Source organism: Actinosynnema sp. NPDC004786 (assembly GCF_053601135.1).
The window spans coordinates 46363-72243 of sequence record NZ_JBSGBG010000039.1; the positions used below are offsets into that span (position 1 = coordinate 46363).

The window sequence follows — 25881 nt, forward strand, 5'->3', positions numbered from 1 at the left end:
CGTCCGACCTCGACGCGAACCGCAGCGCGCCCGCGGGGTTCCGCCGAAGGGCGGCCGGGGCCGTCCCACCACCCGGTGCGGGCGGCCCCGGCCGGTCTGGCAGGCTCGACCGCGTCGCGCCGCGGACACCGGCACGTCAGCGGTGACCGAGCGTCGCCGTGATCCTCCGCGAGATCACACGAACCACCGGACAGGCGAGACGTGCTCCCACGGTCCGTCACCGGGGCCGGGGCCGCGAGCCGGTCCGATCGCGGGTCGAACCACCCGCTTCAAGCCCGCGAAACGCGTCCGTAACACCAGGGTCGGGACAGTTCACCTGCGCGAAACCTGAGGCGCGGCCGCGTGAAACAGGACATACCGATGCTCCCTGCAACCGACGTGCAGTGGAGGTCGACGTGGATACAGGGGACACCGCCTGGGTGCTCACCAGTGCCGCACTGGTGCTGTTGATGACGCCGGGACTTGCCTTCTTCTACGGGGGCATGGTCCGGTCCAAGAGTGTGCTCAACATGATGATGATGAGCCTGGGCGCAATCGCCGTGGTCGGTGTGCTCTGGGTGTTGGTCGGCTATTCCACGGCGTTCGGCACCGACGTCGGCGCCGGTCTGCTCGGCAAGCCGTTCGAGTTCTTCGGCCTGGACGGCCTGCTCGACAAGGAGTCGGCGTTCGGGACCATCCCGACCACCGTCTTCGTCGCCTTCCAGGCGATGTTCGCCATCATCACGGTGGCGCTGATCTCCGGCGCGATCGCCGACCGCGCCCGCTTCGGGCCGTGGCTGCTGTTCGCCGGCCTGTGGGCGCTGCTGGTGTACTTCCCGGTCGCGCACTGGGTGTTCGACTTCGACGGCAAGGACGCCGACGGCAACGTCGTCGACCCGGGCGGCTGGATCGCCAACAAGCTCCTCGCCATCGACTTCGCGGGCGGCACGGCGGTGCACATCAACGCCGGCGCGGCGGGCCTCGCCCTGGCGCTGATCCTCGGCAAGCGCGTCGGTTGGCCGAAGGAGCGGATGAAGCCGCACAGCCTGCCGCTCGTCGTGCTGGGCGCCGGCCTGCTGTGGTTCGGCTGGTTCGGCTTCAACGCGGGCTCCGCCGTCGCCGCCAACGGCACCGCGGGCGTCGCCTTCGTCAACACCCTCGTCGCCACCTCCGCCGCGATGCTCGGCTGGCTGCTCGTGGAACGCGTCCGCGACGGCAACGCCACCACCCTCGGCGCCGCGTCCGGCATCGTCGCGGGCCTGGTCGCCATCACCCCGGCCTGCTCCTCGGTCACCCCGGTCGGCGCCATCGCGATCGGCGCGATCACCGGCGCCCTGTGCGCCCTGGCGGTCAGCCTGAAGTACCGCTTCGGCTTCGACGACTCGCTCGACGTGGTCGGCGTCCACCTGGTCGGCGGCCTCTCCGGCACGATCCTGATCGGCTTCTTCGCCAGCTCCTCCGCCCCGGCGGGCGTCGACGGCCTCTTCTACGGTGGCGGCGTGGACCAGCTCTGGCGGCAGGTCGTCGGCGCGCTCGCCGTGCTCGTCTACTCGTTCGTGCTCAGCCTCGTGCTCGGCTACCTGGTCAAGCTCACCATCGGCTTCCGCGCCGACGAGGAGGCCGAGGTCACCGGCATCGACGAGGCCGAGCACGCCGAGACGGCCTACGAGTTCGGCAGCGGCATCGGCACCCGCGGCGGCAGCAAGCCCAGTGTCGCCGCCGGCGCCACTGCTGTCCTTGAGGGGAGCAACAAGTCATGAAGTTGGTCACCGCGATCATCAAGCCCTTCACGCTGGACGACGTGAAGGCGTCGCTGGAGCAGCTCGGCGTACTGGGCATGACCGTCAGCGAGGTCCAGGGGTACGGCAGGCAGAAGGGCCACACCGAGGTCTACCGCGGCGCCGAGTACGCCGTGGACTTCGTGCCCAAGCTGCGCATCGAGGTCCTGGTGGACGACGCCGCCGTGGAGAAGGTCCTCGACGCCGTCGTGGAGGCCGCGCGCACCGGGAAGATCGGCGACGGGAAGGTCTGGGTGACCCCGGTCGACACGGTCATCCGGGTCCGCACCGGGGAGCGCGGCTCGGATGCCCTGTAGGGGTCCGGCGTAGGAACGGGAGACGGCCGGATGGACAACGCCGAGACGGCCGTCGTCACGGCTGACGACCTGGTGCGAGCACGCGATCGGCTGCTCGCGCCAGGTCGGCGCCGTCTGACGGGGGAGTCGCTGCGCGAGGCGCTGGTGGACCTGCACGAGTTCTGGCTCACCGCGCACGCCTCGCAGGCGGGCGTCGGCGGGCCGGGCGGTGGGGTCGCCCTGGTCGCCGTGGGGGGTCTGGGCAGGCGGGAGCTGGTGCCCTATTCCGACCTCGACCTGCTCCTGGTGCACAACGGGCACAAGGGCGTGGACGGGATCGCCGAGAGGCTCTGGTACCCGCTGTGGAACTCCGGCATCGGCCTGGACCACTCGGTGCGCACGGTGGGCGAGGCGCTGCGCGTCGCCGCCGGCGACCTGCGCACCGCGTTGGGGCTGCTGGACATCCGCCACATCGCGGGCGACCAGGAGATCAGCCAACGCCTGACCGACAGCGCGCGGCAGGCGTGGCGCACGGGGGTGCGCACCCGGCTGGACGAGATGGCCGAGTCGGCGTCGCGGCGCTGGGCGCGCAGCGGCGAGATCGCGCACCGCGTGGAACCGGACCTCAAGCACGGCCGCGGCGGGCTGCGGGACGTGACGCTGCTGGACGCGTTGAGCGCGGCGCAGCTCACCGACCGGCCGTCCGCCGAGGTCGACGAGGCCCGCAGGCTGCTGCTGGACGTGCGCACCGAGCTGCGCCGGGTGGCGCGCAAGCCGCGGGACGTGCTGCGCGCGCAGGACGGCGACGAGGTCGCCGCCGCGCTGGGCCTGCCGGACCGGTTCACGCTGGCCCGCTCGATCTCGTCGGCCGCGCGCACGATCGTGTACGCGGTGGACGTGGGCATGCGCACCGCGCGTGCCGCCGTGCCCAAGCGCGGGCTGGGCGTGTTCGCCCGCTCCCCGCTGCGGCGCACCCCCGCGCGGCGCCCGCTGGACGAGGGCGTCGTGCTGCACGGCTCCGAGGTGGCGCTGGCGCGGGACGCGCTGCCCAGCCGTGACCCGGCTTTGCTGCTGCGGGTCGCCACGGCCGCCGCGCGCAGCAAGCACCCGATCGCCGCCGGCACGTTGGCCAAGCTCGCCGACTCGGCGCCCGAGCTGCGGCAGCCGTGGCCCAAGGAGGCGCGCGAGGAGCTGATCGCGCTGCTGGGCACCGGCACGGGCCTGATCGACGTGGTCGAGGCGCTGGACCGCACCGGGTTGTGGGGCAGGTTGTTCCCCGAGTGGGGCGCGGTGCGGGACCTGCCGCCCCGCGACGCCGCCCACACCTGGACCGTGGACCGCCACCTGGTGCAGGCCACCGCGCACGCGGCCCGCCTGGTCACCCGGGTGTCCCGGCCGGACCTGCTGCTGCTGGGCGCGCTGGTGCACGACATCGGCAAGGGCAGGCAGGCCGACCACTCCGAGGTGGGCGCGGCGCTCACCACGCAGATCGCCGAACGGCTCGGCCTGTGGCCGCAGGACGTGGTCACGCTCACCGCGCTGGTGCGCCACCACCTGCTGCTGCCGCACACGGCCACCCGCCGCGACGTCGAGGACGAGGCCACCGTGCGCCGGGTGGTGGACACCCTCGGCGGCGACCCGGTGCTGCTGGAACTGCTCTACGCGCTGGCCGAGGCCGACGCCGTGGCCACCGGGCCCGGCGTGTGGTCGGACTGGAAGGCGTCGCTGATCAGGGACCTGGTCGCGCGCTGCCGCACGGCCATGGCGGGCGACCCGCTGCCCGCCCCCGAGCCGCTGGACCAGCGCAGGCAGGACCTGGCGCGGGCGGCGCTGACCACCGGCCGGCCGGACGTGCTGGTGGACCGGATCGACCACGCCGCCACCGTGACGGTGGTCGCGCCGGACCGGCCGGGGCTGCTGTCGCGGGCCGCCGGCGTGCTGGCGCTCAACTCGCTGGAGGTGCACGCCGCGACCCTGCGCTCGCACCACGACCCCGTGCTCGGCGCGGCCGCGGTGGACGTGTTCACGGTGTCGCCGCGGTTCGGCTCGCTGCCGGACGTCACCCTGCTGCGCGAACAGCTCACCAGGGCCCTGGACGGGTCGCTGGCGCTGGCCGACAAGCTCGCCGCCAAGGAACGCGACTACGGCGGCCCGCCGCAGGACCCGCCGCCGCCGAAGGTGCTGTGGTTCGACGACGAGTCCACCGGCGCGGTGGTGCTGGAGCTGCGCGCGGCGGACCGGATCGGCCTGCTGCACCACGTGGCCGACGCGTTGGAGCGGTGCGGCGCGGACATCGTGTGGGCGCGGGTGTCCACGTTGGGCTCCACGGTGGTGGACTCGTTCGCCATCACGGTGCCGGGCGGCCAGGGCGCCGCCGGCCTCACCACCGACCTCCGGCGACGCATCGAGCGGGCCGTCCTGCTGGCCGCCCGCTGAAGTTGCGTAGGTCTACGCACAACCGACCGAGGGGGCTCACGCTGCCGGTGGACCCCTGTGCCGGGAGAGGCTTGCCCCGTGGCACGGGGGGACCGCCGGACCGGGGGGCTCGGCGGGCATCGCCACCACGTGACCGGGGGCGGCCCGTCGAGGGGTGGGGCCGCTCCCGATCACGGCGGAACGCTTGGACGCCCGAAACGTCTCTTTAGTATGGATGCGATGACCGCTGTCGCCGTGAGGCCGCGCTCGCTGGTCGTGCTGGCCGGACTGCCGGGAGCGGGGAAGTCGACGCTGCTCGCCTCCGCCGACACGGGTGGCGCGCCCACCGTCGTGCTGGACTCGGACCAGGTGCGGACCAGGCTGCGGGCGGTGTTCCCGGAGTCCGTCCCGTACCGCCTCTACCGACCGCTGGTCCACCTGGTGCACCGCGCCCGGATCCTGTGGTTCGCGATCACCGCCGACGGCCTGCTGCTGGTGCACGAGCCGTCCACGCGCCCGACCACGCGGGCGGGCCTGGTCGCCGTCGGCGCGCTCACGAACCGGCCGCGGCACTTCGTGTGGCTGGACGCGACGCCCGAGGAGGCGTTGTCCGGCCAGGTGCGGCGGGGCAGGCTGATCCGCTCGCGGTCGTTCTCCCGGCACGTGCGGCGGGCGGCCCGGTTGCGCACCCGCTTCGCGGCCGGCACGCCGCCGCGCGGCTGGCAGGGCCTGACCGTGCTGACCCGGCGTGACCACCTGCGGCTGTCCGTGACGCCGGCGTGAACGGCTACCCTAAGGACGAGCTACTCAACGAGGCACTCACCGACGACGTGCGAGGTCTGGCGGCACCGTGTTCAACACCCTTTCCGACCGGCTCACCTCGGTCCTGCAGAACCTGCGGGGCAAGGGGCGGCTGTCCGAGGCCGACATCGACGCGACCGCGCGCGAGATCCGGGTCGCGCTGCTGGAGGCCGACGTCGCGCTGCCCGTGGTGCGCACGTTCATCGCGAAGGTCAAGGAGCGCGCCAAGGGCGCCGAGGTCAGCCAGGCCCTGAACCCGGCGCAGCAGGTCGTCAAGATCGTCAACGAGGAGCTGATCGGCATCCTCGGCGGGGAGACCCGCAGGCTGAACCTGGCGAAGAACCCGCCGACCGTGATCATGCTCGCCGGCCTCCAGGGCGCGGGCAAGACGACCCTGGCGGGCAAGCTGGCCAAGTGGCTGCGGGGCCAGGGCCACACCCCGATCCTGGTCGCCTGCGACCTCCAGCGCCCCAACGCGGTGACCCAGCTCCAGGTGGTCGGCGAGCGCGCGGGCGTGCCCGTGTTCGCGCCCGAGCCCGGCAACGGCGTCGGCGACCCGGTCGACGTGGCCCGCAAGGGCATCGAGGAGGCCAAGCGGGCCCAGCACGACATCGTGGTGGTCGACACCGCGGGCCGCCTCGGCGTGGACGAGGAGATGATGCGCCAGGCCGTCGACATCCGCGCCGCCGTGCAGCCCGACGAGGTGCTGTTCGTGGTCGACGCGATGATCGGCCAGGACGCGGTCAACACCGCCACGGCGTTCCGCGACGGCGTCGGCTTCACCGGCGTGGTGCTCACCAAGCTCGACGGCGACGCCCGCGGTGGCGCGGCGCTCAGCGTCCGCGAGGTCACCGGCCAGCCCATCCTGTTCGCCTCGAACGGCGAGAAGCTGGAGGACTTCGACGTCTTCCACCCGGACCGGATGGCGAGCCGGATCCTGGGCATGGGCGACATGCTCACCCTGATCGAGCAGGCCGAGCAGGCGTTCGACGCCGAGCAGGCCGAGGCCGCCGCGGTCAAGATGGGCTCCGGCCAGCTCACGCTGGAGGACTTCCTGGAGCAGATGCTGGCCCTGCGCAAGATGGGGCCGATCGCGAACCTGCTCGGCATGCTCCCCGGCGCGGGCCAGATGAAGGACCAGCTCGCCAACCTGGACGAGAAGCACCTGGACCGGGTGCAGGCGATCATCCGCGGCATGACCCCGGCCGAGCGTGACGACCCCAAGATCATCAACGCGTCCCGCCGGCTGCGCATCGCCAACGGCTCCGGCGTGCGGGTCAGCGACGTGAACGACCTGGTCAACCGGTTCTTCGAAGCCCGCAAGATGATGAGCCAGATGGCGGGCCGGTTCGGCCTGCCGGGCGGCGGCGGCAAGAACAACCGCAAGGGCAAGGGGAAGAAGGGCAAGAAGGGCAAGGGCCGCGGCCCCACGCCGCCGAAGGTGCGCGGCGGGTTCCCCGGCATGCCCGGCATGCTGCCGCCGGGGATGCCCGGCATGCCGCCGCAGGGCGGCCAGGGCCTCCCGCCGGGCCTGGGCGGCCTCGACCAGCTCCCGCCCGGCTTCGACCCGTCGAAGCTGAAGTTCGACAAGTGACCGGCCTGCACCTGCGGGGCGTGGTCCTCCCCGAGGGCGGCGCACCGCGGGACCTCTGGGTGGTCAACGGCCGCATCCGCACCCGGCCGGTGCCGGGCGCGACCACCGTGAGCACCGGCGGCTACCTGGTGCCGGGCCTGGTCGACGCGCACTGCCACGTCGGCCTCGGCGCCAAGGGCGCGGTCGACCTGCCCGAGGCCGTCGACCAGGCGCTGGCCGGCCGGCGGGTGGGCACGCTGCTCATCCGCGACTGCGGCTCGCCGCTGGACACCCGTCCGCTGCAGGAGCGCCTGGACCTGCCGCGCATCATCCGCGCGGGCAGGCACCTGGCCCGGCCCAAGCGGTACATCAAGTACCTGGGCGTCGAGATCGAGGACCCGGCCGACCTGCCCGCCGCCGTGGCCGAGCAGGTCGCGGCGGGCGACGGCTGGGTGAAGCTGGTCGGCGACTGGATCGACCGGACGACCGGCGACCTCGCGCCGCTGTGGACGACCGACGTGCTGACCGAGGCGATCAAGGTCGCGCACGAGAACAAGGCCAGGGTCACCGCGCACGTCTTCGGCGAGGACGCCCTGCCCGGCCTGCTCGACGCGGGCATCGACTGCATCGAGCACGGCACCGGCCTGACCGACGACACGATCGACCGGATGGCGCGCGCCGGGACGGCGCTCGTGCCGACGCTGATCAACATCGAGAACTTCCCGGCCATCGCGGCCGGCGCGGACCGGTACCCGACCTACCAGGGCCACATGCGGGACCTGTACGCGCGCAACACCGGGACCATCGCCAAGGCGGTCGAGGCGGGCGTGCCGGTGTTCGCGGGCACGGACGCGGGCGGCGGCATCGAGCACGGCCGGATCGTGGACGAGGTCAAGGCGCTGCACGGGGTCGGCATGACCACCGAGCAGGCCCTCGGCGCGGCCTCCTGGGCCGCCCGCGAGTGGCTGGGCTTCCCGTCCCTGACCGAGGGCGCGGCGGCCGACGTCGTGGTCTACGACCGCGACCCCCGCGAGGACCTCGACGCCCTGCGCCACCCGTCGCTGGTGATGCTGCGCGGCCGGATCCACGTCTGACCGGTCGGCGGGGACGCCGCCGTTCGGCGGTGCGGGGTTTCCGGCCCTCCGCCGGCCGGGCGCGGCGCGCGTTCGGCCGCACGCCTGCCGCGACGGTGGGAAAACCGGTGATGGGGCGGTGTCGCGGGAATTCTTCCGCCACCCGGTCACGGTGCTGCCGCCGTCAGGGTGATCTTGACCGACCTCGGGCAGCACCGCGCCCCGGCGGCCGACTACGTTCGGACGAGTGGCGGAACAGCAGGACCGGGACACGGGGCGGGCGCACTGGGGTTTCCTGGCGTTCTTCACCGGCCTGGGCGGCTACCACCTCGTCACGCTCGTCTTCACCGCCGCGACCGCCGATCGCTTCGCCGAGGTCGACGTCACCGCGCCGCCCGTCCTCGGCCCGCTCGTGCTGCTGGTCTTCCTGCCCAACGTGCTGCTCGGGCTCGGCCCGGTCGTCGTCTCGTGGGCGCGCGGCCGCGGCCCCAACCGGGACTTCGGCCTGGTGCCCACGGCGCGGGACGTCAAGGTCGGCCTGGCGGCCGGCGGGGCGGCGCTGCTCGCGGCGTGGCTCCTCGGCGCGCTGCTGCTGCGCCTCAACCCGGACCGGTCCAGCTCCCTGGACCGGATCGGGGCGCTCTCCGGCGGCCGCACGATCTGGCTGGCCGCGGCGGCGCTGTTCGTGTTCCTCGGCGCACCGCTGACCGAGGAACTCCTCACGAGGGGAGCCCTGTGGCAGGCGCTGGCCCACTACCGGGTGCCGCGGATCGCGATCCTCGCCCTCACCGCCCTCGTCTTCGCGTTCCTGCACGAGGAGAGCTGGCGCGTGCTCAGCCTGTTCGCCCAGGGGCTCGCCATCGGCTCGGCCCGCATGGTGACCGGCCGGGTGGCGTCCAGCGTGGTCGCCCACGCGACGAACAACCTGCTGCCCGCCGTGTACCTCTACGCCGGTTGATTAGGGTTGATGGTTGTGACACGACCGGATGAACCGCCGCCCGGCCTGATCGCGAGCGTCCGCGCGGTCGGGCGCGAGCCGGAAGCGGTGCACGCCGGCCAGCGGTGGGGCTTCGGCGCGTTCCTGCTGGTCGAAGCGGTTTTCATTCTCAGCGCGGTGTTCATCACCGCGGTGGCCCGCACGACCGGCACCGGCTCCTCGCCCGCCTACATCCTCATCGGCTCGATGGTCCCGACCGTGCTCGCCGCCCTGGTCGCGGTGACCATCACCTACCTGCGCGGCAACGGCCCGTTCCGCGACCTCCGGCTGGCCTGGGACTGGGCCGACGTGAAGGTCGGCCTCAAGCTGGGCGCGCTCGGGCTGGTGCTCACCTACGTGGCCGCGGTCGTCTGGTCGAAGGTGGTCGGCGACCAGAACGCCACCTCCGCGATCGGCGAGCTGGTGGACGGCGCGGCGCTGCCCCTGGCCGCCGCCGTCGCGATGTTCCTCTACGTGTGCTTCCTCGGCCCGGTGTGCGAGGAGATCATCTACCGCGGGCTGCTGTGGGGCGCGATCGAGCGGCAGCGCTGGAGCCGCTGGGCGGCGTTCGTGCTGACCACGCTCATCTTCGCGGCCAGCCACCTGGAGCCGCTGCGGACCTCGCTCCTGATCGTCATCGCGGTGCCCATCGGCATCGCCCGGCTCATCACCCGCAGGCTCACCGCGAGCGTGGTGGCGCACGTGATCAACAACTTCCTGCCCGGCCTGACCCTCCTCCTCGTCTCGATCGGGGTGATGCCCGCGTGACCGCACGCGCGATCGACCTCAACAGCGATCTCGGCGAGGGCTTCGGCATCTGGCGCCTCGGCGACGACGAGGCCCTGCTCGGGATCGTGACCAGCGCGAACGTGGCCTGCGGCTTCCACGCGGGCGACCCGTCGACCATGCGCCGGGTGTGCGGGCAGGCGGCGGCCGCGGGCGTGGCGGTGGGCGCGCAGGTCTCCTACCGCGACCTGGCGGGCTTCGGCCGCCGCTTCATCGACGCCGACCCGGTCGAGCTGGCCGACGAGGTGCTGTACCAGATCGGGGCGCTCGACGCGTGCGCCCGCGCGGCCGGGACCAGGGTCGAGTACGTCAAGCCGCACGGGGCCCTCTACAACGCGACCGTGCACCACGACCGCCAGGCCGAGGCCGTGGTGGCCGGCGTCCGCGCGTTCGGCGACCTGCCCGTGCTCGGGCTGCCCGGCTCGCGCCTGCTCCACCACGCCGGGCGCGCGGGCCTGCGCGCGGTCCGGGAGGCGTTCGCCGACCGCGCGTACACCCCGCAGGCCACGCTCGTGCCGCGGTCCGAGCCCGGCGCCGTCCTGAGCGGCACGGACGCCGTCGTCGCGCAGGTGCTCCGCCTCGCCGAACGCGGCGAGCTGGTCGCCACCGACGGCACCGTGCTGCGGGCGGAGGTCGACTCGGTCTGCCTGCACGGCGACACGCCGGGCGCGGTCGAGCACGCGAAGCGGGTCCGCGCCGCGCTGGCGGGGGCGGGCGTCCCCGTGGCCCGATTCGTGCCGCGGTAGACCGGTCTGGCAGAATGGTTGGTTGTTCGCCGAGGTCGGTCCCTCTCACCGTGCCATGGCGCCCCAGACACCTGGGCTTTCACCACCCGTGCCCCACTCGGGTGAGGACTGCCCGCACCTGAGCACACGAGAGCACGAGGAGCACCCACACCCGTGGCCGTCAAGATCAAGCTTCAGCGGCTTGGCAAGATCCGTCAGCCGTACTACCGGATCGTCGTCGCCGATGCCCGCACCCGCCGCAACGGCAAGGCCATCGAGACGATCGGCAAGTACCACCCGAAGGAAGAGCCGTCGTTCATCGCGGTGGACAGCGACCGCGCGCAGTACTGGCTGGGCGTCGGCGCGCAGCCGACCGAGTCGGTCCAGCGCCTGCTGGAGATCACCGGTGACTGGCAGAAGTTCAAGGGCCTGCCGGGCGCCGAGGGCACGCTGAAGGTCAAGGAGCCGAAGCCGAGCAAGGCGGACCTGTTCGCCGCCGCGCTGGCCGCCGCGGGCGACGCCCCGACGACCGAGGCGACGACCCCGAAGAAGAAGTCGGCCAAGAAGGCCGCGGACGCCGAGCCCGCCGCCGAGGCTGCCAAGGACGAGGCGTGAGCTTGTTGGCTGACGCTCTCGAACACCTCGTTCGAGGCATCGTCGACCACCCGGACGACGTCCGGGTGAACCTGGTCACGACCCGGCGCGGTCGCACGCTCGAGGTGCACGTCCACCCGGACGACCTCGGCAAGGTGATCGGCCGCAGCGGCCGCACCGCGACCGCCCTGCGCACCGTGATGGCCGGCATCGGTGGTCGTGGCGTGCGCGTCGACGTGGTCGACACCGACCGCTGACCGCGCACATGGACGTCGTCGTCGGCCGCGTGGCCAAGGCGCACGGGATCAGCGGCGAGCTGGCCGTGGACGTGCGCACGGACTCGCCGGAGACCCGGTTCGCCAAGGGCTCGGTGCTGGCCGCCAAGCTGCGCGACGGCTCGTCCCGCAACCTCACCGTCGCAGCCGCCCGGAACCACTCCGGGCGGCTGCTGGTGCGTTTCGAGGAAGTGCTGACGCGCGACGTCGCCGAGACGTTGCGCGGCACGCTGCTGCTGGGCAGCACCGAGGACCTGCCGCCGACCGGCGACCCGGACGAGTTCTACGACCACGAGCTGGAGGGGCTGACCGCCGAGCTGGCGGACGGCACCAGGGTCGGCGTCGTGCTGGAGGTCGTGCACGGTCCGGGCGGCGAGCTGCTGGTCGTGAAGCGCGAGAACGGCGACGAGGCGCTCGTGCCGTTCGTGCGCGACATCGTGCCCGTGGTGGACGTCCCCGGCGGGCGCGTGGTGCTGGACCCGCCCGAGGGCCTGCTCGATGCGGATTGACGTCGTCACGATCTTCCCGGAGTACCTGGACCCGCTCCGCGCCGCCCTGCTGGGCAAGGCGATCGACAGGGGCCTGATCAGCGTCGGCGTGCACGACCTGCGGAACTGGACGTACGACGTGCACAAGGCCGTCGACGACAGCCCGTACGGCGGCGGTCCGGGCATGGTGATGAAGCCCCAGGTGTGGGGCGAGGCGCTGGACGCGGTGTGCACCCCGGCCACGCGCCTGATCGTGCCCACGCCCGCCGGTCGGCCGTTCACCCAGCGGATGGCGCACGACCTGGCCGCCGAGGAGCACCTGGTGTTCGCCTGCGGCCGGTACGAGGGCATCGACCAGCGGGTGGTGGACGACGCGTCCCGCCGGATGCGCGTGGACGAGGTCTCCATCGGCGACTACGTGCTGGTCGGGGGCGAGGTGGCGGTGCTGGTGATGGTCGAGGCCGTCGTCCGCCTGCTGCCCGGCGTGCTGGGCAACCCGAAGTCGGCCGCCGAGGACTCGTTCTCCGACGGCCTGCTGGAGGGGCCCAGCTACACCCGTCCGGAGGTGTGGCGCGACCTCGCCGTGCCCGAGGTGCTGCGCTCGGGCAACCACCGGGCGATCGACCGGTGGCGGCGCGACCAGGCCCTGCGCCGGACCCGCGAGCGCCGGCCGGACCTGCTCGACGCCCTGCCCGAGGGGGCGCTGGACAAGCACGACCGCGCGCTGCTCGACGGGCTCGACTAGGGCGATTTCGTGCCGCCGCCCCTCGTCTGGCACACTGGACAGGTTGCTGCACCCGGTTCTACTCATCCGGCGTGCGCTAGGCCCGCCCCCGCGCGTGTGTGACATGAGTTCGGCCGCGCCCTGGGGGAGTACGCAATACACGTGAGGACGAGGACGGACCACCGATGAACACCCTGGACGCTCTTGACGCCCAGTCGCTGCGCTCCGACATCCCCAGCTTCCGGCCGGGCGACACGCTGAAGGTCCACGTCCGCGTCATCGAGGGCTCCCGCGAGCGGGTCCAGGTGTTCCAGGGCGTCGTGATCCGCCGCCAGGGCGGCGGCATCCGCGAGACCTTCACCGTCCGCAAGGTCTCGTTCGGCGTCGGCGTCGAGCGCACCTTCCCGGTGCACTCCCCGAACATCGCCGAGATCGAGGTCGCCTCCCGCGGCGACGTCCGCCGCGCGAAGCTGTACTACCTGCGCGACCTGCGCGGCAAGGCCGCGAAGATCAAGGAGAAGCGCGAGGCCAAGCCGGCCTCCTGACGCCGGGCACACGCGGAAGCAGTAGCCTGCCACTCGTGGCAGACCCCGTGCACCGCTCCGCTGACGAAGACGGTCAGGAACCCGCAGCCGAGTCCACTCCGGACCCGGCTGCGGGCGGCAAGTCGAAGAAGGACAAGAAGAAGCCCCCGCTGTGGCGCGAGTTGCTCGTGCTCGGCGCGACGGCGCTCGTCCTCACGGTCCTGATCCAGACGTTCCTCGCGCGGGTGTACGTGATCCCGTCGCAGTCGATGGAGCAGACCCTCCACGGCTGCCCGGGGTGCAACAACGACCGGGTGCTGGTCGACAAGCTGGTCTACGACTTCACCGACATCGAGCCCGGTGAGGTCGTCGTGTTCCGCGGCCCCGAGACGTGGGGCAACAACGACTTCACCTCCAGCCGTTCGGATAACCCGATCGTGGCCGGAATTCAGTCGATCGCGTCATTGATCGGGCTCGCGCCCCCGGACGAGCGCGACTTCGTGAAGCGCGTCATCGCGGTCGGCGGGCAGACCGTGCAGTGCTGCGACGAGCAGCACCGGGTGCTCGTGGACGGCAAGCCGCTGGACGAGCCGTACATCTACTGGCAGCCCGGCACGTCGCCGGAGAACCACGACCCGTTCGAGCCGGTCAAGGTGCCCGAGGGCCACCTCTGGGTGATGGGTGACAACCGCACCAACTCCACCGACTCGCGCAAGCAGGGCGGCGGCGGCGTGGCGGGCACCGTGCCGGAGGAGAACGTCATCGGCAAGGCGCGGGTGATCGTGCTGCCGCCGTCGCGCTGGCAGGGCATCGGCGACCACAACCCGCAGGCCGTGGCGCTCGGCGCGCCCGCGTGGCAGAGCGCCATCCCGGCGGGCGCCGGCCTGGCCGCGGCGTGGCCCCTGGTGTTCTTCGGCCGCCGGTTGCGCAGGCGGTTGACCAGGGCCTCACAGCCCTGATCGGTACGCTGGCGGGGTGGTGGACGTCGCATCGTCCCGGGGCTCCTCCGACGAGGGGGACCCGGAGCACGAGGAGAAGGTCGAGCGGTGGCGTGCCCGCGCGCGCAAATCGACCAAGCGCAAGGGCTCGTTCTGGAAAGAGCTGCCGATCCTGATCGGTGTCGCGGTGGTGCTCGCGGTGCTGATCCAGTCGTTCCTGGCGAAGGTCTACATGATCCCGTCGGAGTCGATGGAGCAGACGTTGCACGGCTGCTCCGGCGGCTGCTTCGGCGACCGGGTGCTGGTGGACAAGCTGACCTACGACTTCACCGACCCCGAACCGGGTGACGTGGTCGTCTTCCACGGCCCGGACACTTGGATCAACCAGGACTTCGTGGCCGCCGAGCCGACCAACCCGGTGACCCGCGCGGTGCAGGGCCTCGGCTCGCTGCTGGGGTTCCCGGCGCCGAACGAGGAGGACTTCGTCAAGCGGGTCATCGCGGTCGGCGGGCAGACCGTGCAGTGCTGCGACGACCGCAACCGGGTCGTGGTCGACGGCAAGCCGCTGGACGAGCCGTACGTGTACTGGGCCCCGGGCCGCAGCACGGTGCAGGAGTCGTTCGCCGAGCTGAAGATCCCGCCGGGCTACCTGTTCGTGCTGGGTGACAACCGCAACGACTCGTGCGACTCGCGGTGCCAGGGCGACGGCCGCGAGGGCGGTCTGGTGCCGGTGGACAACGTGGTGGGCAAGGCGCGGGTGATCGTGCTGCCGCCGTCGCGCTGGCAGGGCATCGGCGACCACAACCCGCAGGTCACGGCCATCGGCGCGCCCGCGTGGCAGGACGCGCTGCCGGTGGGCGTCGGTTTCGCGGCGGCGTGGCCCGTGCTGCTGCTCGGCAAGCGCGTGAGGGCCCGGCTCCGGGGTTCGCGGCTGAGATAGGGTCGAGGGGTGATCCGCAAGCCGCCTCGCGTCCAGGTACGGCAGGCCGCGGGCATCTGGGCCTTCGAAGCCGCGTTGGACCGGCGCGGGTTCGGCCCGGTGGCCGGCGTGGACGAGGCCGGTCGCGGGGCCTGCGCGGGGCCGCTGGTCGTGGCGTCGTGCGTGCTCAAGCCGGGTGACGCGGCGAAGTTCGACGGGCTCACCGACTCGAAGCTGCTCACCGCCGCCGCGCGCGACCGGATGTACGACCTGGTGCTCAAGCGCGCGCTGGACTACGCGGTGATCGTGATCCCGGCCGCCGAGGTGGACCTGATCGGCGTGCACGTGGCGAACATCGAGGGCATGCGGCGCGCGGTCGCGCGGCTGGGGGCGCACCCCGGGTACGTGCTGACCGACGGCTTCCCGGTGCCGGGCCTGACCGCGCCCAACATGCCGGTGGTCAAGGGCGACCGGGTGGCGGCGTGCGTCGCGGCGGCGTCCGTGCTGGCGAAGGTCACCCGGGACCGGATCATGGCCGGCCTGCACGAGGAGCTGCCCGTCTACGGGTTCGACGTGCACAAGGGCTACAGCACCCCCGAGCACCAGGCGGCGCTGGCAGAGCACGGCCCGAGTGGGCAACACCGCTGGTCGTATGCGAACGTGGCCGCCGCGGCGCTCCGGCACGGGCTGGAACCGCCGCACCGGGTGGCGCGCGGCGTGGTCGCGGCCACCGTGGTCCAGAATGGGACAACCCCGCAGACCAGCGGTGGCAGGCTCGCGACGAGGAGGGGCGCGGATTCGATGATTACCCGCGCGGAGGCGTGATGAGTGCAGAGGATCTCGAGAAGTACGAGACCGAGATGGAGTTGTCGCTGTACAAGGAGTACCGCGACATCGTCAGCCAGTTCTCGTTCGTCGTGGAGACCGAGCGTCGGTTCTACCTGGCCAACTCGGTGGACGTGCAGGTCCGCAACGCGGACGGCGAGGTCTACTTCGAGGTGCGGATGTCCGACGCGTGGGTGTGGGACATGTACCGCCCCGCCCGTTTCGTGAAGAACGTCCGGGTGATCACCTTCAAGGACGTGAACGTGGAGGAGCTGGACAAACCTGAACTCAGGCTGCCCGAGGACGGCCCGTTCAACTCCTGACACCCGCGAAGTCTCCGGGGCCCGCCGCGAGGCGGGCCCCTTCGCGTCTTTTCGCGCCGATACCACGCGATACCGACAATTCCCTCGGAGCTGTCCACAGCCCCGGGAGTTGTCCACAGTTCGCGCACTCCCGCTCGTCAGCCCGCCCCACCCCCGGCAAGGTCGCAACCAGGACCGATTCCGGAGGTGGGAGCGATGAGCACGGCGACCGAGCTGGGCCGGCGCGGCGAGGACGCGGCGTGCCGGTACCTGGAGCACCAGGGCCTGTCGATCCTGGCGCGCAACTGGCGGTGCGAGGACGGTGAGCTGGACGTCGTCGCCACCGACGGCACGCGGTTGGTGGTGGTCGAGGTCAAGTGCCGTTCGGGCACCTCGCGGGGTACGCCGCTGGAGGCGGTGACGCCGGAGCAGGTGGAGCGGATTCGCAAGGCGGCCCTGCGCTGGTCGAGCGCCCACCGGGTCGGCCGGGTGGAGATCCGGCTCGACGTGATCGCGATCGAGTGGCCGCCGTCCGGTCGGGTCCGCCTGCACCACGTGCGGGGTGTGTGATGGCGCTCGCGCGGACGTGGTCGGTGGCGTTGTTCGGGGTGGACGGCGTGCCGGTGGAGATCGAGGCCGACGTGGGCGTCGGCACGGTGAAGACGCAGTTGCTCGGCCTGCCGGACGCCGCGCTGCACGAGTCGAAGGACCGCGTGAAGGCGGCCGTGCGCAACAGCGGGCACGACTGGCCGTCGCAACGGGTGACGCTGGGGCTGTCCCCGGCGACGCTGCCGAAGAACGGCTCCGGTTACGACCTGGCCATCGCGTGCGTGGTCCTGGCCGCCGCGAGGTCCATCCCAGGGGAGCGCCTGGCGGGGACCGTGCTGCTGGGCGAGCTGGCCTTGGACGGCCGGGTGCGCGCCGTCCGGGGCGTGCTGCCCGCGTTGCTGGCGGCCAAGCGGGCGGGTCTGGCCGAAGCGGTCGTGCCGGTGGACGTCCTGGCGGAGGCCGCGCTGGTCGAGGGCATGACGGTGCTCGGCGCGGAGACCCTGGCCGACGTCCTGGCCTGGCTCGCGGGCGAGCGGGAACTGCACCGCACCACCCCGCCCGCGATCGCCCCTCCGCCGGACGGCCCGGACCTGGCCGACGTGGTGGGGCAGCCGGAGGCGAGGTGGGCGCTGGAGGTCGCCGCGGCGGGCGGCCACCACGTCCTGCTGACCGGCCCGCCCGGGACGGGCAAGACGATGCTGGCCCAGCGCCTGACCGGCCTCCTGCCGCCGTTGTCGCCGGAGGAGGCCCTGGGCGTCACCGCGGTGCACTCCATCGCCGGCCTGCTCAGCCCGGATGCGCCGCTGGTCACCAGGCCGCCGTTCGTGTCACTGCACCACTCGACGTCCGTGGTCGCCCTGATCGGCGGCGGCACCGGCATGGCGAGGCCGGGCGCGATGAGCACGGCGCACCGGGGCGTGTTGTTCCTGGACGAGGCGAGGGAGTTCGGCGCGGCCAAGCTGGAGGCGCTGCGCACGGCGCTGGAGGAGGGCGAGGTGCGCCTGGCGAGGCGCGACGGCATCGCCCGCTACCCGGCCAGGTTCCAGCTCGTGATGGCGACCAACCCGTGCCCGTGCGCGCCGCCGAAGGACATCGACTGCGTGTGCCTCCCGGCCGCCCGCAGGCGGTACCAGAGCAAGCTGTCCGGCCCCCTCCTGGACCGGGTGGACCTGCGGGTGGTGATGCGCCCCCTGACCGTCATGAGCGCCGCGGACCTCGGACCGCCCGAACCGACGGCCGCCGTGCGGGAGCGGGTGCAGAAGGCCCGGACGAGGGCGGCGGAGCGCTGGTCGGAGCACGGCTGGCTGACCAACGCCGACGTCCCCGGCCCCGTCCTGAGGCGGGAGTTCGCCCTGCCCCGCCAAGCGACCACCGTCCTGGACCGGGCGCTGAGCACCGGCGCGCTGACGGGCCGCGGCGCGGACCGGTGCCTGCGGGTCGCCTGGACCCTGGCCGACCTGGCGGAGGTGGACCGACCGACAGGCGACCACGTGGCAGCCGCCCTGGAGTTCCGAGAGCGCAGGAAGTCATGACCACCACCAACAACCCCACCTCCCGCACCACCACCCCACCACCCTCCGCCCCTCAACCTCCCCTACCACCTTCGACCTCACCGTCCTCGACGTCACCGCCCTCCACCTATCCGCCGCCAGCCGCACCGCCCCCTGCCTCCCTGTCTTCACCCTCGCCCTCGGCCGCCTCGCCACCTCCTCCACCGGCGACCATTCCGCCACCGACGCCTCCGCCGGCTGGTCCCGCCCCGCTCGGCTCCAAGGCGGTCCGCCCACCCACCGACACGCACCCCGCTCCCGACTGCGCCCCCGCTCCCGACCGCGCTCCCGCCCCTGGTTGCGCCCCCGCCGCCGGCCGCGGCCGTGCTCCCGACTGCGGCCCTGCTCCCGACCGCGCCGCCGACCCCGCCCTCGACCGCGCCCTCGACCGCGCCCCCGCCCCTGCGCCCGACCGCGACCCCGACCCCGCCTCCGACCGCGACCTCCCCCTCGTGGTGGCCCGCGCCCCGAGCCGGACCACGCGCCCTCGCCCGCGTGACTGGTGGAGGTCGCCGTGACCACCGACGACGTCCGGCTGGCCCGCGCCTACCTCTCCCGGGTCGCCGAGCCGCCCGCCGCCGCGCTGGTCAGGTTCGTGGCCGAGGTCGGCCCGGTGCGGGCGGCCGAGTTGGTCCGGGCCGGGGAGGTGCCCTCGGCCGTCGACAGCCAGACCTCGGCCCGGCGGGCGTTGGACCAGGCCGAGCAGGACCTGGAGGCCGCCGCCAAGGTCGGTGGGCGGCTCGTGGTCCCCGAGGACGACGAGTGGCCGCGGTGGCCCTTCAACGCCCTCGCCCTCGCCGCCGCGAACGGCCTGCGGTGCGGGCTGGAACCGTTGGCGTTGTGGGTCCGGGGCGAGGCGGACCTGGCCTCGATCACCGAGCGCGCGGTCGCGGTGGTGGGCAGTCGGGCCGCGTCCGGGTACGGGCAGCACGTCGCGGGCGAGTTCGGGTTCGGGTTGGCCGAGGCCGGGGTCACGGTGGTGTCCGGGGCGGCCTACGGCATCGACGGGGCCGCCCACCGCGGTGCCATCACGGCGGGTGGGCCGACGATCGCCGTCCTGGCCTGCGGCATCGACGTCGCCTACCCGGCCGGCCACCGCGCCCTGCTGGAGCGCATCCCGAGCCACGGCCTGCTGGTGAGCGAATACCCGCCGACGCACACGCCCGCGCGCCACCGCTTCCTGACCCGCAACCGGCTCATCGCGGCCCTGGCCGAGGGCACCGTGGTGGTCGAAGCCGGGCAGCGCAGCGGGGCCAAGAACACCGCGGCGTCCACGGCCGCGCTCGGGCGGGTGCTCATGGCGGTTCCGGGGCCGATCACCTCGATCAGCTCGTCGGGCTGCCACGAGCTGCTGCGGTCGGGGCAAGCGTTGCCGGTGACGAGCGTCGCCGAGGTCATCGAGTCGACCGGACGGCTCGGCGTCGACCTCGTCGAAGCGACCCGCAACACCGACCCGGACCCGCCGCAGGGCGACGCGATGCGGGTCTTCGAAGCGCTCGGGCTGACGGTCGGGCACAGCACCAAGGCCATCGCGGTGGAGTCCGGCGTGGAGCTGCCACGGGTGCGCGCTTTGTTGCCACAACTGGAACTGGCCGGTCTCGCCGAACGGTCCGAAACCGGTTGGAAGCGTTCCCAGAAGGGGAGTTGGCGTGGCGATACTTGACCAAGAGCGCTCAAGGGCGCAGCGTCAGGGGCTATGTCCCCGCCGCCGCCCGCTCGGACACGTCGTGCCGACCTCGTTCGCCTGCGCCGCGCGCTGCCCGGAGACGTCGCCGAGGCCCTGGACCGCTACGAACGCCACCTCGCGATGGAACGCGGCCTGTCCCCGCACACGGTGCGCGCGTACCTCGGCGACGCGGTCGCGCTGCTGGCGCACTTATCCGGCGACGCGCCCGAGAACGCCACCGTCGAAGCGATCGACCTGGCCGGCCTGCGGTCGTGGTTGGCCTCGCAGCACTCCGCCGGCGCGAGCCGGACGACGATGGCCCGCCGCGCCGCCTCCGCCCGCACGTTCACCGCGTGGGCCACCCGCACGGGCCTGCTCGACGCCGACCCCGGCCTTCGGCTCAGCGCACCCCGTCCGCACCGGACCCTGCCCGCCGTACTGCGGCCGGACCAGGCCGGCGCGGCCATGGCAGTTGCCGAAGTAGGTGCGGAACAGGGCGATCCGGTTGCGCTGCGTGACCGAGCCGTGGTGGAGTTGCTGTACGCAACAGGTGTCCGGGTCGCCGAGTTGTGCGGTCTCGACCTCGACGACGTGGACTACTCCCAAAGGGTGATTCGGGTTCTGGGCAAGGGTGGTCGTGAGCGCACAGTGCCGTTCGGCGTTCCGGCCGAACGGGCAGTACGGCGCTGGGTGGAACACGGTCGATCAGCCCTGGTCAACGACCGCTCCCAGCGCGCGCTGCTGCTCGGCGCGCGCGGCGGCCGGCTCGATCCGCGTACCGCCAGGAGGGTTGTCCACGATGTAGTGGGTGCCGTGCCGGGCACGGCCGACACCGGGCCCCACGGCCTGCGCCACTCAGCGGCCACGCACCTGTTGGAAGGGGGAGCGGACCTGCGCACCGTCCAAGAGCTCCTTGGTCACGCTACGCTCGCAACGACTCAGCTCTACACACACGTCACCGTCGAACGGCTGAAGGCGATCCATGACCGAACCCACCCCCGCTCCTGACGTCGCAGGGGGAGGTTCGCGGACCGCAACCGTGACCTCTCCCTCCGCCGCGCACGTCGGGACCTCGTCGGCGGCGCGCTCCGCGGCTGGGACGAACGGTCACCACGTGGACGAGCCGCCGCGTGCGAACGGGCACGTCGTGCCCGGGAGGCCCGCGCACGCGGCGTCCGAGTCGCGGACCGCCGACGACGTGGAAGCCGGGATCATCGCGCTGTGGCACACCTACGGCGAATCGCGCGAGCAGGCGCTGCGGGACCGCCTCGTGCTGCACTACGCGCCGCTGGTGAAGTACGTCGCCGGCCGGGTCGGCACGGGCCTGCCCGCGCACGTCGACGTGGCGGACCTCATCCAGTCCGGCATCTTCGGCCTGGTCGACGCCATCGAGAAGTTCGAGCCCGAGCGCGGCCTCAAGTTCGAGACCTACGCGATGCAGCGCATCAGGGGCGCGATCCTCGACGACCTCCGCTCGCAGGACTGGGTGCCGCGCTCGGTCCGCAGCCGCGCGCGTGACGTGGAGCGCGCCCTCGAACGCCTCGGCGGACGCCTCCAGCGCACCCCGACCGACCGCGAGCTGGCCGCCGAGCTGAAGATCGGCCTGGGCGAGCTGCGCGAGCTGTACGCGCAGCTCCAGCTCACCAGCGTGGTGGCGCTGGACGAGCTGATCGCCGCCGGCCGCAGCACGGGCGGCGCCGGCTCGTCGCTGGCGGAGTCCCTGCCCGACGAGGGCGCGGAGGACCCGATCGCCACCCTGGTCGACCAGGACAGCCGCCGCCAGCTCGCCGACGCGATCGCGCAGCTCGCCGAACGGGACCGCGTCGTGGTCACGCTGTACTACTTCGAGAACCTGACCCTGGCCGAGATCGGCAAGGTCCTGGGCGTCACGGAGTCCCGCGTGTGCCAACTGCACACCCGCGCGGTCCTGCGCCTGCGCACCAAGCTGAACGAACAACTCGAGACCTGACCGCCACCGACCACGGCTCACGGCCCACGGCCTTCCGCAACCGCCCGCACCCACACCACGAGCACCGCACCGCACACCCGCACCGCACACCCACACCGCAGGCCCCCGCAGGCAGCCCGCGCATCTGCACCGCACCGCACCGCGGGCACCCCGCACACCCGCGCCGCACCGCCCGCGCCTGCGCCGCACTGCACGCACCCGCGGCGCACCGCACGCACCCGCGTGCGCACCGCCCGCGCCTGCGCCGCACGCGCCGCACCGCACGGCAGGCACCGGACCGGACCGCACGGGACACCCGAACCCGGTGGCTGCCCCGCCTCAACCCCGCTGCCTCAACCCGCTGCGTCAATCCCGCTGCCTCAACCTCGCTGCGCCGGGCGGTGAGCGGGGCCGTCCGCTGGTCCGGCGCGGTGGCGTTGAAGCCTGGCCCGGCGCAGTGGCGTTGAGGCCGGGATTGGTGGCGACCCCGGTGAACCGCGCGGCAGCCAGTGGGTTCAGGGCGGATGCGGCGGGGCGCGGCGTGACGGCCGGACGCGGTGGCGGGAGCGGCAATGGCCTGGCAGCGGGTGGTGTGCGGGTGGTGGTCAGCCGCTGTCGGCCCTCGGCAGCAGGCGGACGCGGGTGGTGGTCAGCAGGTGCAGTGGGTCCAGGTAGGTGCGTGGGGCCGGTGGGGCGGTGCGCAGCGCGCCCCAGTGCAGGCACGCCTCGGTCGGGCAGCCCTCGTGGCCCTCGCGCAGGGTGCCGATCCGGTCCCCGCGACGCACGAACTGGCCCCGGCGGACGGTCGGCTCCACCGGTTCGTAGGTGGTCCGCAGCCCGCCCGCGTGCCGCAGTGACACCACCGGCCGGTGGGCCACCCGACCGGCGTGCAGCACCACCGCGTCGGCGGCGGCCAGGACCGGGGCGTCGCGGGGCGCGGCCAGGTCGACGCCGCGGTGGCCGGGGGCGTACGCCGTCGCCGGGGCCTCGAACGCGCGTGTCACCTGATGCGGTGGTGCCAGCGGCCAGGTGAAGCGTTGCGGGCGGGCGGCCCACGCCGGACCGCCGACCGGGTGGACGGGTAGGGTCGAGGCGACTGTCAAGGCCAGGACCAGCAGTGTTCGCATGGTGGGAGTCACGGGTCCAGGGTTGCGGGGCGCACCGGGGGCTACCAGTGGCTTCCGCGTACCTGTGGACAACTCGGAGCCCTGTGGACAACTCCAGGCCCGGTTCGTGGTCCCCGGCCCCGTCGGCGTACACTCGGTGCGCGGCCCGTGTGAGTGCGGGGCGACTTCGCGTGCCAATGCAGATCCGGCCATTCCGTTGTGGTCGAGTCACGGCGTCCGGCGGTCCTGAGGCGAGACGTCCTCCGGTTCGGACGGCGGCAGGGGCACCAGGGCGGCGGTCCGACCCGGTCCGCCGCGACGAACCGGAACGCGCGCCGGCCCGAGGCCGGTCGCGCCTGAACGAAGAGGTGCGAACCCGGCCATGGCCGTCGTCACCATGAAGCAGCTGCTCGACAGCGGCGTGCACTTCGGGCACCAGACCCGGCGCTGGAACCCGAAGATGAAGCGCTACATCTTCACCGAGCGCAACGGCATCTACATCATCGACCTGCAGCAGACGCTGACCTACATCGACCGGGCTTACGAGTTCGTGAAGGAAACGGTCGCGCACGGCGGGTCGATCCTGTTCATCGGCACCAAGAAGCAGGCGCAGGAGGCCATCGCCAACGAGGCCCTCCGCGTCGGCATGCCCTTCGTGAACCAGCGCTGGCTGGGCGGCATGCTCACCAACTTCTCCACGGTGCACAAGCGCCTCCAGCGGCTCAAGGAGCTGGAGTCGATGGAGCAGACCGGCGGTTTCCAGGGTTTCACCAAGAAGGAAATCCTGATGATGAACCGCGAGAAGGACAAGCTGGAGCGCACGCTCGGCGGTATCCGCGACATGTCCAAGGTGCCCAGCGCCGTGTGGATCGTGGACACCAAGAAGGAGCACATCGCGGTCGGCGAGGCGCGCAAGCTCAACATCCCGATCGTGGCGATCCTCGACACGAACTGCGACCCGGACGAGGTCGACTACCCGATCCCGGGCAACGACGACGCGATCCGGTCCGCCGCGCTGCTGACCAAGGTCGTGGCCGAGGCCGCGGCCGCCGGTCTGATGGCGCGCTCCGGCGCCCGCACCCAGGCCGCCGACGGCGCCGACAAGCCCGAGCCGGGCGTCGCCACCGACGAGCCGCTGGCCGAGTGGGAGCAGGAGCTGCTGGTCGGCGCCGAGGCGACCGACAAGCCGGCCACGCCGGCCGAGGGCACCGAGACCGTCCAGTCCTGATGTCCGCCGCCCGCGCGCCGCGCCCGCCCTCGACCGAGGCGGGCGCGGCGCGCCGCGGGATCGGCACCGCACCAGCACACCCGCACCACCGAGCGCGTAACCGCGTCGGCGGAGTCGACTGAAAGAGTCAGCGGCCAAGCCGACGACCAGACCGCAGAAGGAACGGAAATCGCACGATGGCGAACTACACCGCCGCTGACGTGAAGCGCCTCCGCGAGCTGACCGCCGCAGGCATGATGGACTGCAAGAAGGCGCTCGAGGAAGCCGACGGCGACTTCGACAAGGCGGTCGAGATCCTGCGCATCAAGGGCGCCAAGGACGTCGGCAAGCGCGCCGAGCGCACGACCTCCAACGGCCTGGTCGTGGCCGAGGACGGCGTGATGATCGAGCTGCGCTGCGAGACGGACTTCGTCGCCAAGAACGCCGACTTCCAGGAGCTGGCCGCCCGGATCGTCGCGGTCGCCAAGGCCACCCGTCCGGCGGACGTCGAGGCCCTCAAGGCCGCCGACCTCGACGGCAAGGCCGTCGACGCGGTCGTCCAGGAGTTCTCCGCCAAGATCGGCGAGAAGCTGGAGCTGGCGAAGGTCGCCGTCTTCGACGGCACCGTCACCACCTACCTGCACCGCCGCGCCGCCGACCTGCCGCCCGCCGTCGGCGTCGTGGTCGAGTACACCGGCGACAACGAGGACGCCGCGCGCGGCGCCGCGATGCAGATCGCCGCGATGCGCCCCCGCTACCTCACCCGCGACGAGGTGCCCGCCGACGTGGTCGCCAACGAGCGCCGCATCGCCGAGGAGACCGCTCGCGAGGAGGGCAAGCCGGAGGCGGCGCTGCCCAAGATCGTCGAGGGTCGCGTGAACGGCTTCTTCAAGGACGTCGTGCTCCTGGAGCAGGCTTCCGTGACGGAGTCCAAGAAGACCGTCAAGGCCGTGCTGGACGAGGCCGGGGTCACCGTGACCCGCTTCGCCCGGTTCGAGGTCGGCCAGGCTTGATCCGCGTGAGGGCGGGGTTGCGCGCAGACGTCGCGACCCCGCCCTTGCCGTGTCCAGAGGAGCACCTGTGAGCGCAGAGGTAGACCACGCGAAAGCGGATCACGTCGAGGACGAGCCCATCCACGGCTACCGCCGGGTGATGCTCAAGCTGGGCGGCGAGATGTTCGGCGGGGGCGGTGTCGGCGTCGACCCCGACGTCGTGCAGACCGTCTCGCGGCAGATCGCCGCGGTCGTCCGGACCGGGGTCCAGGTCGCGGTCGTGATCGGCGGCGGCAACTTCTTCCGCGGCGCGGAGCTGCAGCAGCGCGGCATGGACCGCAGCCGCGCGGACTACATGGGCATGCTCGGCACCGTGATGAACTGCCTCGCCCTGCAGGACTTCCTGGAGCGGGAGCACGGCATCGAGACGCGCGTGCAGACCGCCATCACGATGGGCCAGATCGCCGAGTCCTACATCCCCCGCCGGGCCATGCGGCACCTCGACAAGGGCCGCGTGGTGATCTTCGGCGGCGGCGCGGGCATGCCGTACTTCTCCACCGACACCACCGCCGCGCAGCGCGCTCTGGAGATCGGCTGCGAGGTCGTGCTGATGGCCAAGGCCGTGGACGGCGTCTACACCGCCGACCCCAAGATCGACCCGGACGCGCTGATGTTCGACAACATCACCCACCGGGAAGTGCTCGAACGCGGCCTGAACGTCGCCGACGCGACCGCGTTCAGCCTGTGCATGGACAACAACATGCCGATCATGGTGTTCAACCTGCTGACCGAGGGGAACATCGCGCGCGCCGTGCGTGGTGAGAAGATCGGCACGCTGGTGAGCACCCCCGGTGGTCGCCCGTCCTTCTAGA

27 protein-coding genes are annotated in these 25881 nt (G+C 72.8%); 26 read left to right on the forward strand and 1 reads right to left on the reverse strand.

Translation table 11 applies throughout. From position 1 onward, the window contains the following. Positions 1-395: 395 nt before the first annotated feature. The 23 genes from ACWEFJ_RS29100 (at position 396) to ACWEFJ_RS29210 (ending at position 21725) form a co-directional block, all read left to right on the forward strand. A complete protein-coding gene (locus ACWEFJ_RS29100) occupies positions 396-1739 on the forward strand; it encodes an ammonium transporter (protein ID WP_378088091.1) in 1344 nt (447 codons plus the stop codon). Next, the gene (locus tag ACWEFJ_RS29105) at positions 1736-2074 is read left to right on the forward strand and encodes a P-II family nitrogen regulator (protein ID WP_378088089.1); all 339 of its coding nucleotides are present in this window, start codon (positions 1736-1738) and stop codon (positions 2072-2074) included. Before ACWEFJ_RS29100 ends, ACWEFJ_RS29105 begins: the two co-directional genes overlap by 4 nt. 30 nt (positions 2075-2104) lie before the next feature. After that, entirely contained in the window at positions 2105-4489 is a 2385-nt protein-coding gene (locus ACWEFJ_RS29110) for a [protein-PII] uridylyltransferase (RefSeq protein ID WP_378088087.1), read from the forward strand. 219 nt (positions 4490-4708) lie between these two features. After that, on the forward strand, positions 4709-5251 hold the full coding sequence (locus ACWEFJ_RS29115; RefSeq protein WP_378088085.1) for an AAA family ATPase: 543 nt from the start codon (positions 4709-4711) through the stop codon (positions 5249-5251). Positions 5252-5318: 67 nt separating this feature from the next. Further along, positions 5319-6863, forward strand: coding sequence for a signal recognition particle protein (ffh, locus tag ACWEFJ_RS29120; protein WP_378088083.1), 1545 nt, complete (start codon positions 5319-5321; stop codon positions 6861-6863). Beyond that, the gene (locus ACWEFJ_RS29125; RefSeq protein ID WP_378088081.1) at positions 6860-7936 is read left to right on the forward strand and encodes an amidohydrolase family protein; all 1077 of its coding nucleotides are present in this window, start codon (positions 6860-6862) and stop codon (positions 7934-7936) included. The genes ffh and ACWEFJ_RS29125 overlap by 4 nt, the downstream gene beginning before the upstream one ends. Positions 7937-8162: 226 nt before the next feature. Further along, positions 8163-8873, forward strand: a complete 711-nt coding sequence (locus ACWEFJ_RS29130) for a CPBP family intramembrane glutamic endopeptidase (RefSeq protein WP_449715668.1) — start codon at positions 8163-8165, stop codon at positions 8871-8873. A gap of 9 nt (positions 8874-8882) precedes the next feature. Further along, on the forward strand, positions 8883-9659 hold the full coding sequence (locus ACWEFJ_RS29135; protein ID WP_378088077.1) for a CPBP family intramembrane glutamic endopeptidase: 777 nt from the start codon (positions 8883-8885) through the stop codon (positions 9657-9659). Continuing rightward, positions 9656-10423 (forward strand): LamB/YcsF family protein, encoded by a 768-nt coding sequence (locus ACWEFJ_RS29140; RefSeq protein WP_378088075.1) that lies wholly within the window; start codon positions 9656-9658, stop codon positions 10421-10423. Before ACWEFJ_RS29135 ends, ACWEFJ_RS29140 begins: the two co-directional genes overlap by 4 nt. Before the next feature lie 153 nt (positions 10424-10576). Then, complete coding sequence (rpsP, locus tag ACWEFJ_RS29145) at positions 10577-11017, forward strand: 30S ribosomal protein S16 (RefSeq protein ID WP_378088073.1); 441 nt, start codon at positions 10577-10579, stop codon at positions 11015-11017. Continuing rightward, positions 11014-11253: an RNA-binding protein gene (locus tag ACWEFJ_RS29150; protein ID WP_015104447.1), complete on the forward strand. Its 240-nt coding sequence runs from the start codon at positions 11014-11016 to the stop codon at positions 11251-11253. Before rpsP ends, ACWEFJ_RS29150 begins: the two co-directional genes overlap by 4 nt. Positions 11254-11261: 8 nt before the next feature. After that, a complete protein-coding gene (rimM, locus tag ACWEFJ_RS29155; RefSeq protein WP_449715669.1) occupies positions 11262-11780 on the forward strand; it encodes a ribosome maturation factor RimM in 519 nt (172 codons plus the stop codon). Next, complete coding sequence (gene trmD / locus ACWEFJ_RS29160; RefSeq protein WP_449715670.1) at positions 11770-12504, forward strand: tRNA (guanosine(37)-N1)-methyltransferase TrmD; 735 nt, start codon at positions 11770-11772, stop codon at positions 12502-12504. Before rimM ends, trmD begins: the two co-directional genes overlap by 11 nt. 164 nt (positions 12505-12668) lie before the next feature. Next, on the forward strand, positions 12669-13028 hold the full coding sequence (rplS, locus tag ACWEFJ_RS29165; protein ID WP_073896548.1) for a 50S ribosomal protein L19: 360 nt from the start codon (positions 12669-12671) through the stop codon (positions 13026-13028). Positions 13029-13063: 35 nt separating this feature from the next. Beyond that, entirely contained in the window at positions 13064-13966 is a 903-nt protein-coding gene (gene lepB, locus ACWEFJ_RS29170) for a signal peptidase I (RefSeq protein WP_378088066.1), read from the forward strand. Between the two features lie 16 nt (positions 13967-13982). Next, entirely contained in the window at positions 13983-14885 is a 903-nt protein-coding gene (gene lepB / locus ACWEFJ_RS29175) for a signal peptidase I (RefSeq protein ID WP_378088064.1), read from the forward strand. 9 nt (positions 14886-14894) lie between these two features. Beyond that, on the forward strand, positions 14895-15689 hold the full coding sequence (locus tag ACWEFJ_RS29180; protein ID WP_449715671.1) for a ribonuclease HII: 795 nt from the start codon (positions 14895-14897) through the stop codon (positions 15687-15689). Continuing rightward, positions 15689-16012, forward strand: coding sequence for a DUF2469 domain-containing protein (locus ACWEFJ_RS29185; protein ID WP_033431454.1), 324 nt, complete (start codon positions 15689-15691; stop codon positions 16010-16012). Before ACWEFJ_RS29180 ends, ACWEFJ_RS29185 begins: the two co-directional genes overlap by 1 nt. Positions 16013-16207: 195 nt before the next feature. Next, positions 16208-16561 (forward strand): YraN family protein, encoded by a 354-nt coding sequence (locus ACWEFJ_RS29190; protein ID WP_378088060.1) that lies wholly within the window; start codon positions 16208-16210, stop codon positions 16559-16561. Then, on the forward strand, positions 16561-18072 hold the full coding sequence (locus ACWEFJ_RS29195) for a YifB family Mg chelatase-like AAA ATPase (RefSeq protein ID WP_449715672.1): 1512 nt from the start codon (positions 16561-16563) through the stop codon (positions 18070-18072). Before ACWEFJ_RS29190 ends, ACWEFJ_RS29195 begins: the two co-directional genes overlap by 1 nt. A gap of 532 nt (positions 18073-18604) precedes the next feature. Next, positions 18605-19753 carry a DNA-processing protein DprA gene (gene dprA, locus ACWEFJ_RS29200; protein WP_449715673.1) on the forward strand — a complete coding sequence of 383 codons (1149 nt, stop codon included), beginning with the start codon at positions 18605-18607 and terminating at the stop codon, positions 19751-19753. 33 nt (positions 19754-19786) lie between these two features. After that, positions 19787-20764, forward strand: coding sequence for a tyrosine recombinase XerC (locus ACWEFJ_RS29205; RefSeq protein ID WP_378088054.1), 978 nt, complete (start codon positions 19787-19789; stop codon positions 20762-20764). Then, a complete protein-coding gene (locus ACWEFJ_RS29210) occupies positions 20739-21725 on the forward strand; it encodes a FliA/WhiG family RNA polymerase sigma factor (protein ID WP_378088052.1) in 987 nt (328 codons plus the stop codon). Before ACWEFJ_RS29205 ends, ACWEFJ_RS29210 begins: the two co-directional genes overlap by 26 nt. Before the next feature lie 584 nt (positions 21726-22309). On the opposite strand, the gene ACWEFJ_RS29215 is transcribed toward ACWEFJ_RS29210, so the two are convergent. Next, the gene (locus ACWEFJ_RS29215; protein WP_449715674.1) at positions 22310-22708 is read right to left on the reverse strand and encodes a M23 family metallopeptidase; all 399 of its coding nucleotides are present in this window, start codon (positions 22706-22708) and stop codon (positions 22310-22312) included. 484 nt (positions 22709-23192) lie between these two features. On the opposite strand from ACWEFJ_RS29215, the gene rpsB reads away from it, so the two are divergent. From rpsB to pyrH, 3 genes are all read left to right on the forward strand, one after another. Next, positions 23193-24038: a 30S ribosomal protein S2 gene (rpsB, locus tag ACWEFJ_RS29220; RefSeq protein ID WP_378088048.1), complete on the forward strand. Its 846-nt coding sequence runs from the start codon at positions 23193-23195 to the stop codon at positions 24036-24038. A gap of 176 nt (positions 24039-24214) precedes the next feature. Beyond that, positions 24215-25030: a translation elongation factor Ts gene (gene tsf / locus ACWEFJ_RS29225; RefSeq protein WP_378095761.1), complete on the forward strand. Its 816-nt coding sequence runs from the start codon at positions 24215-24217 to the stop codon at positions 25028-25030. 139 nt (positions 25031-25169) lie between these two features. After that, positions 25170-25880 carry a UMP kinase gene (gene pyrH, locus ACWEFJ_RS29230; RefSeq protein ID WP_141984185.1) on the forward strand — a complete coding sequence of 237 codons (711 nt, stop codon included), beginning with the start codon at positions 25170-25172 and terminating at the stop codon, positions 25878-25880. Position 25881: the final 1 nt, after the last annotated feature.

What these genes read in the sequence shown, in the direction of transcription:
- ACWEFJ_RS29105 (WP_378088089.1), top strand. Translation starts at nt 1,736, where the DNA reads ATGAAGTTGGTCACCGCGATCATCAAGCCCTTCACGCTGGACGACGTG.
- ACWEFJ_RS29110 (WP_378088087.1), top strand. Translation starts at nt 2,105, where the DNA reads ATGGACAACGCCGAGACGGCCGTCGTCACGGCTGACGACCTGGTGCGA.
- ACWEFJ_RS29115 (WP_378088085.1), top strand. Translation starts at nt 4,709, where the DNA reads ATGACCGCTGTCGCCGTGAGGCCGCGCTCGCTGGTCGTGCTGGCCGGA.
- ACWEFJ_RS29135 (WP_378088077.1), top strand. Translation starts at nt 8,883, where the DNA reads ATGGTTGTGACACGACCGGATGAACCGCCGCCCGGCCTGATCGCGAGC.
- rimM (WP_449715669.1), top strand. Translation starts at nt 11,262, where the DNA reads ATGGACGTCGTCGTCGGCCGCGTGGCCAAGGCGCACGGGATCAGCGGC.
- trmD (WP_449715670.1), top strand. Translation starts at nt 11,770, where the DNA reads ATGCGGATTGACGTCGTCACGATCTTCCCGGAGTACCTGGACCCGCTC.
- rplS (WP_073896548.1), top strand. Translation starts at nt 12,669, where the DNA reads ATGAACACCCTGGACGCTCTTGACGCCCAGTCGCTGCGCTCCGACATC.
- ACWEFJ_RS29185 (WP_033431454.1), top strand. Translation starts at nt 15,689, where the DNA reads ATGAGTGCAGAGGATCTCGAGAAGTACGAGACCGAGATGGAGTTGTCG.
- ACWEFJ_RS29190 (WP_378088060.1), top strand. Translation starts at nt 16,208, where the DNA reads ATGAGCACGGCGACCGAGCTGGGCCGGCGCGGCGAGGACGCGGCGTGC.
- ACWEFJ_RS29195 (WP_449715672.1), top strand. Translation starts at nt 16,561, where the DNA reads ATGGCGCTCGCGCGGACGTGGTCGGTGGCGTTGTTCGGGGTGGACGGC.
- ACWEFJ_RS29205 (WP_378088054.1), top strand. Translation starts at nt 19,787, where the DNA reads ATGTCCCCGCCGCCGCCCGCTCGGACACGTCGTGCCGACCTCGTTCGC.
- ACWEFJ_RS29210 (WP_378088052.1), top strand. Translation starts at nt 20,739, where the DNA reads ATGACCGAACCCACCCCCGCTCCTGACGTCGCAGGGGGAGGTTCGCGG.
- rpsB (WP_378088048.1), top strand. Translation starts at nt 23,193, where the DNA reads ATGGCCGTCGTCACCATGAAGCAGCTGCTCGACAGCGGCGTGCACTTC.
- tsf (WP_378095761.1), top strand. Translation starts at nt 24,215, where the DNA reads ATGGCGAACTACACCGCCGCTGACGTGAAGCGCCTCCGCGAGCTGACC.
- pyrH (WP_141984185.1), top strand. Translation starts at nt 25,170, where the DNA reads ATGCTCAAGCTGGGCGGCGAGATGTTCGGCGGGGGCGGTGTCGGCGTC.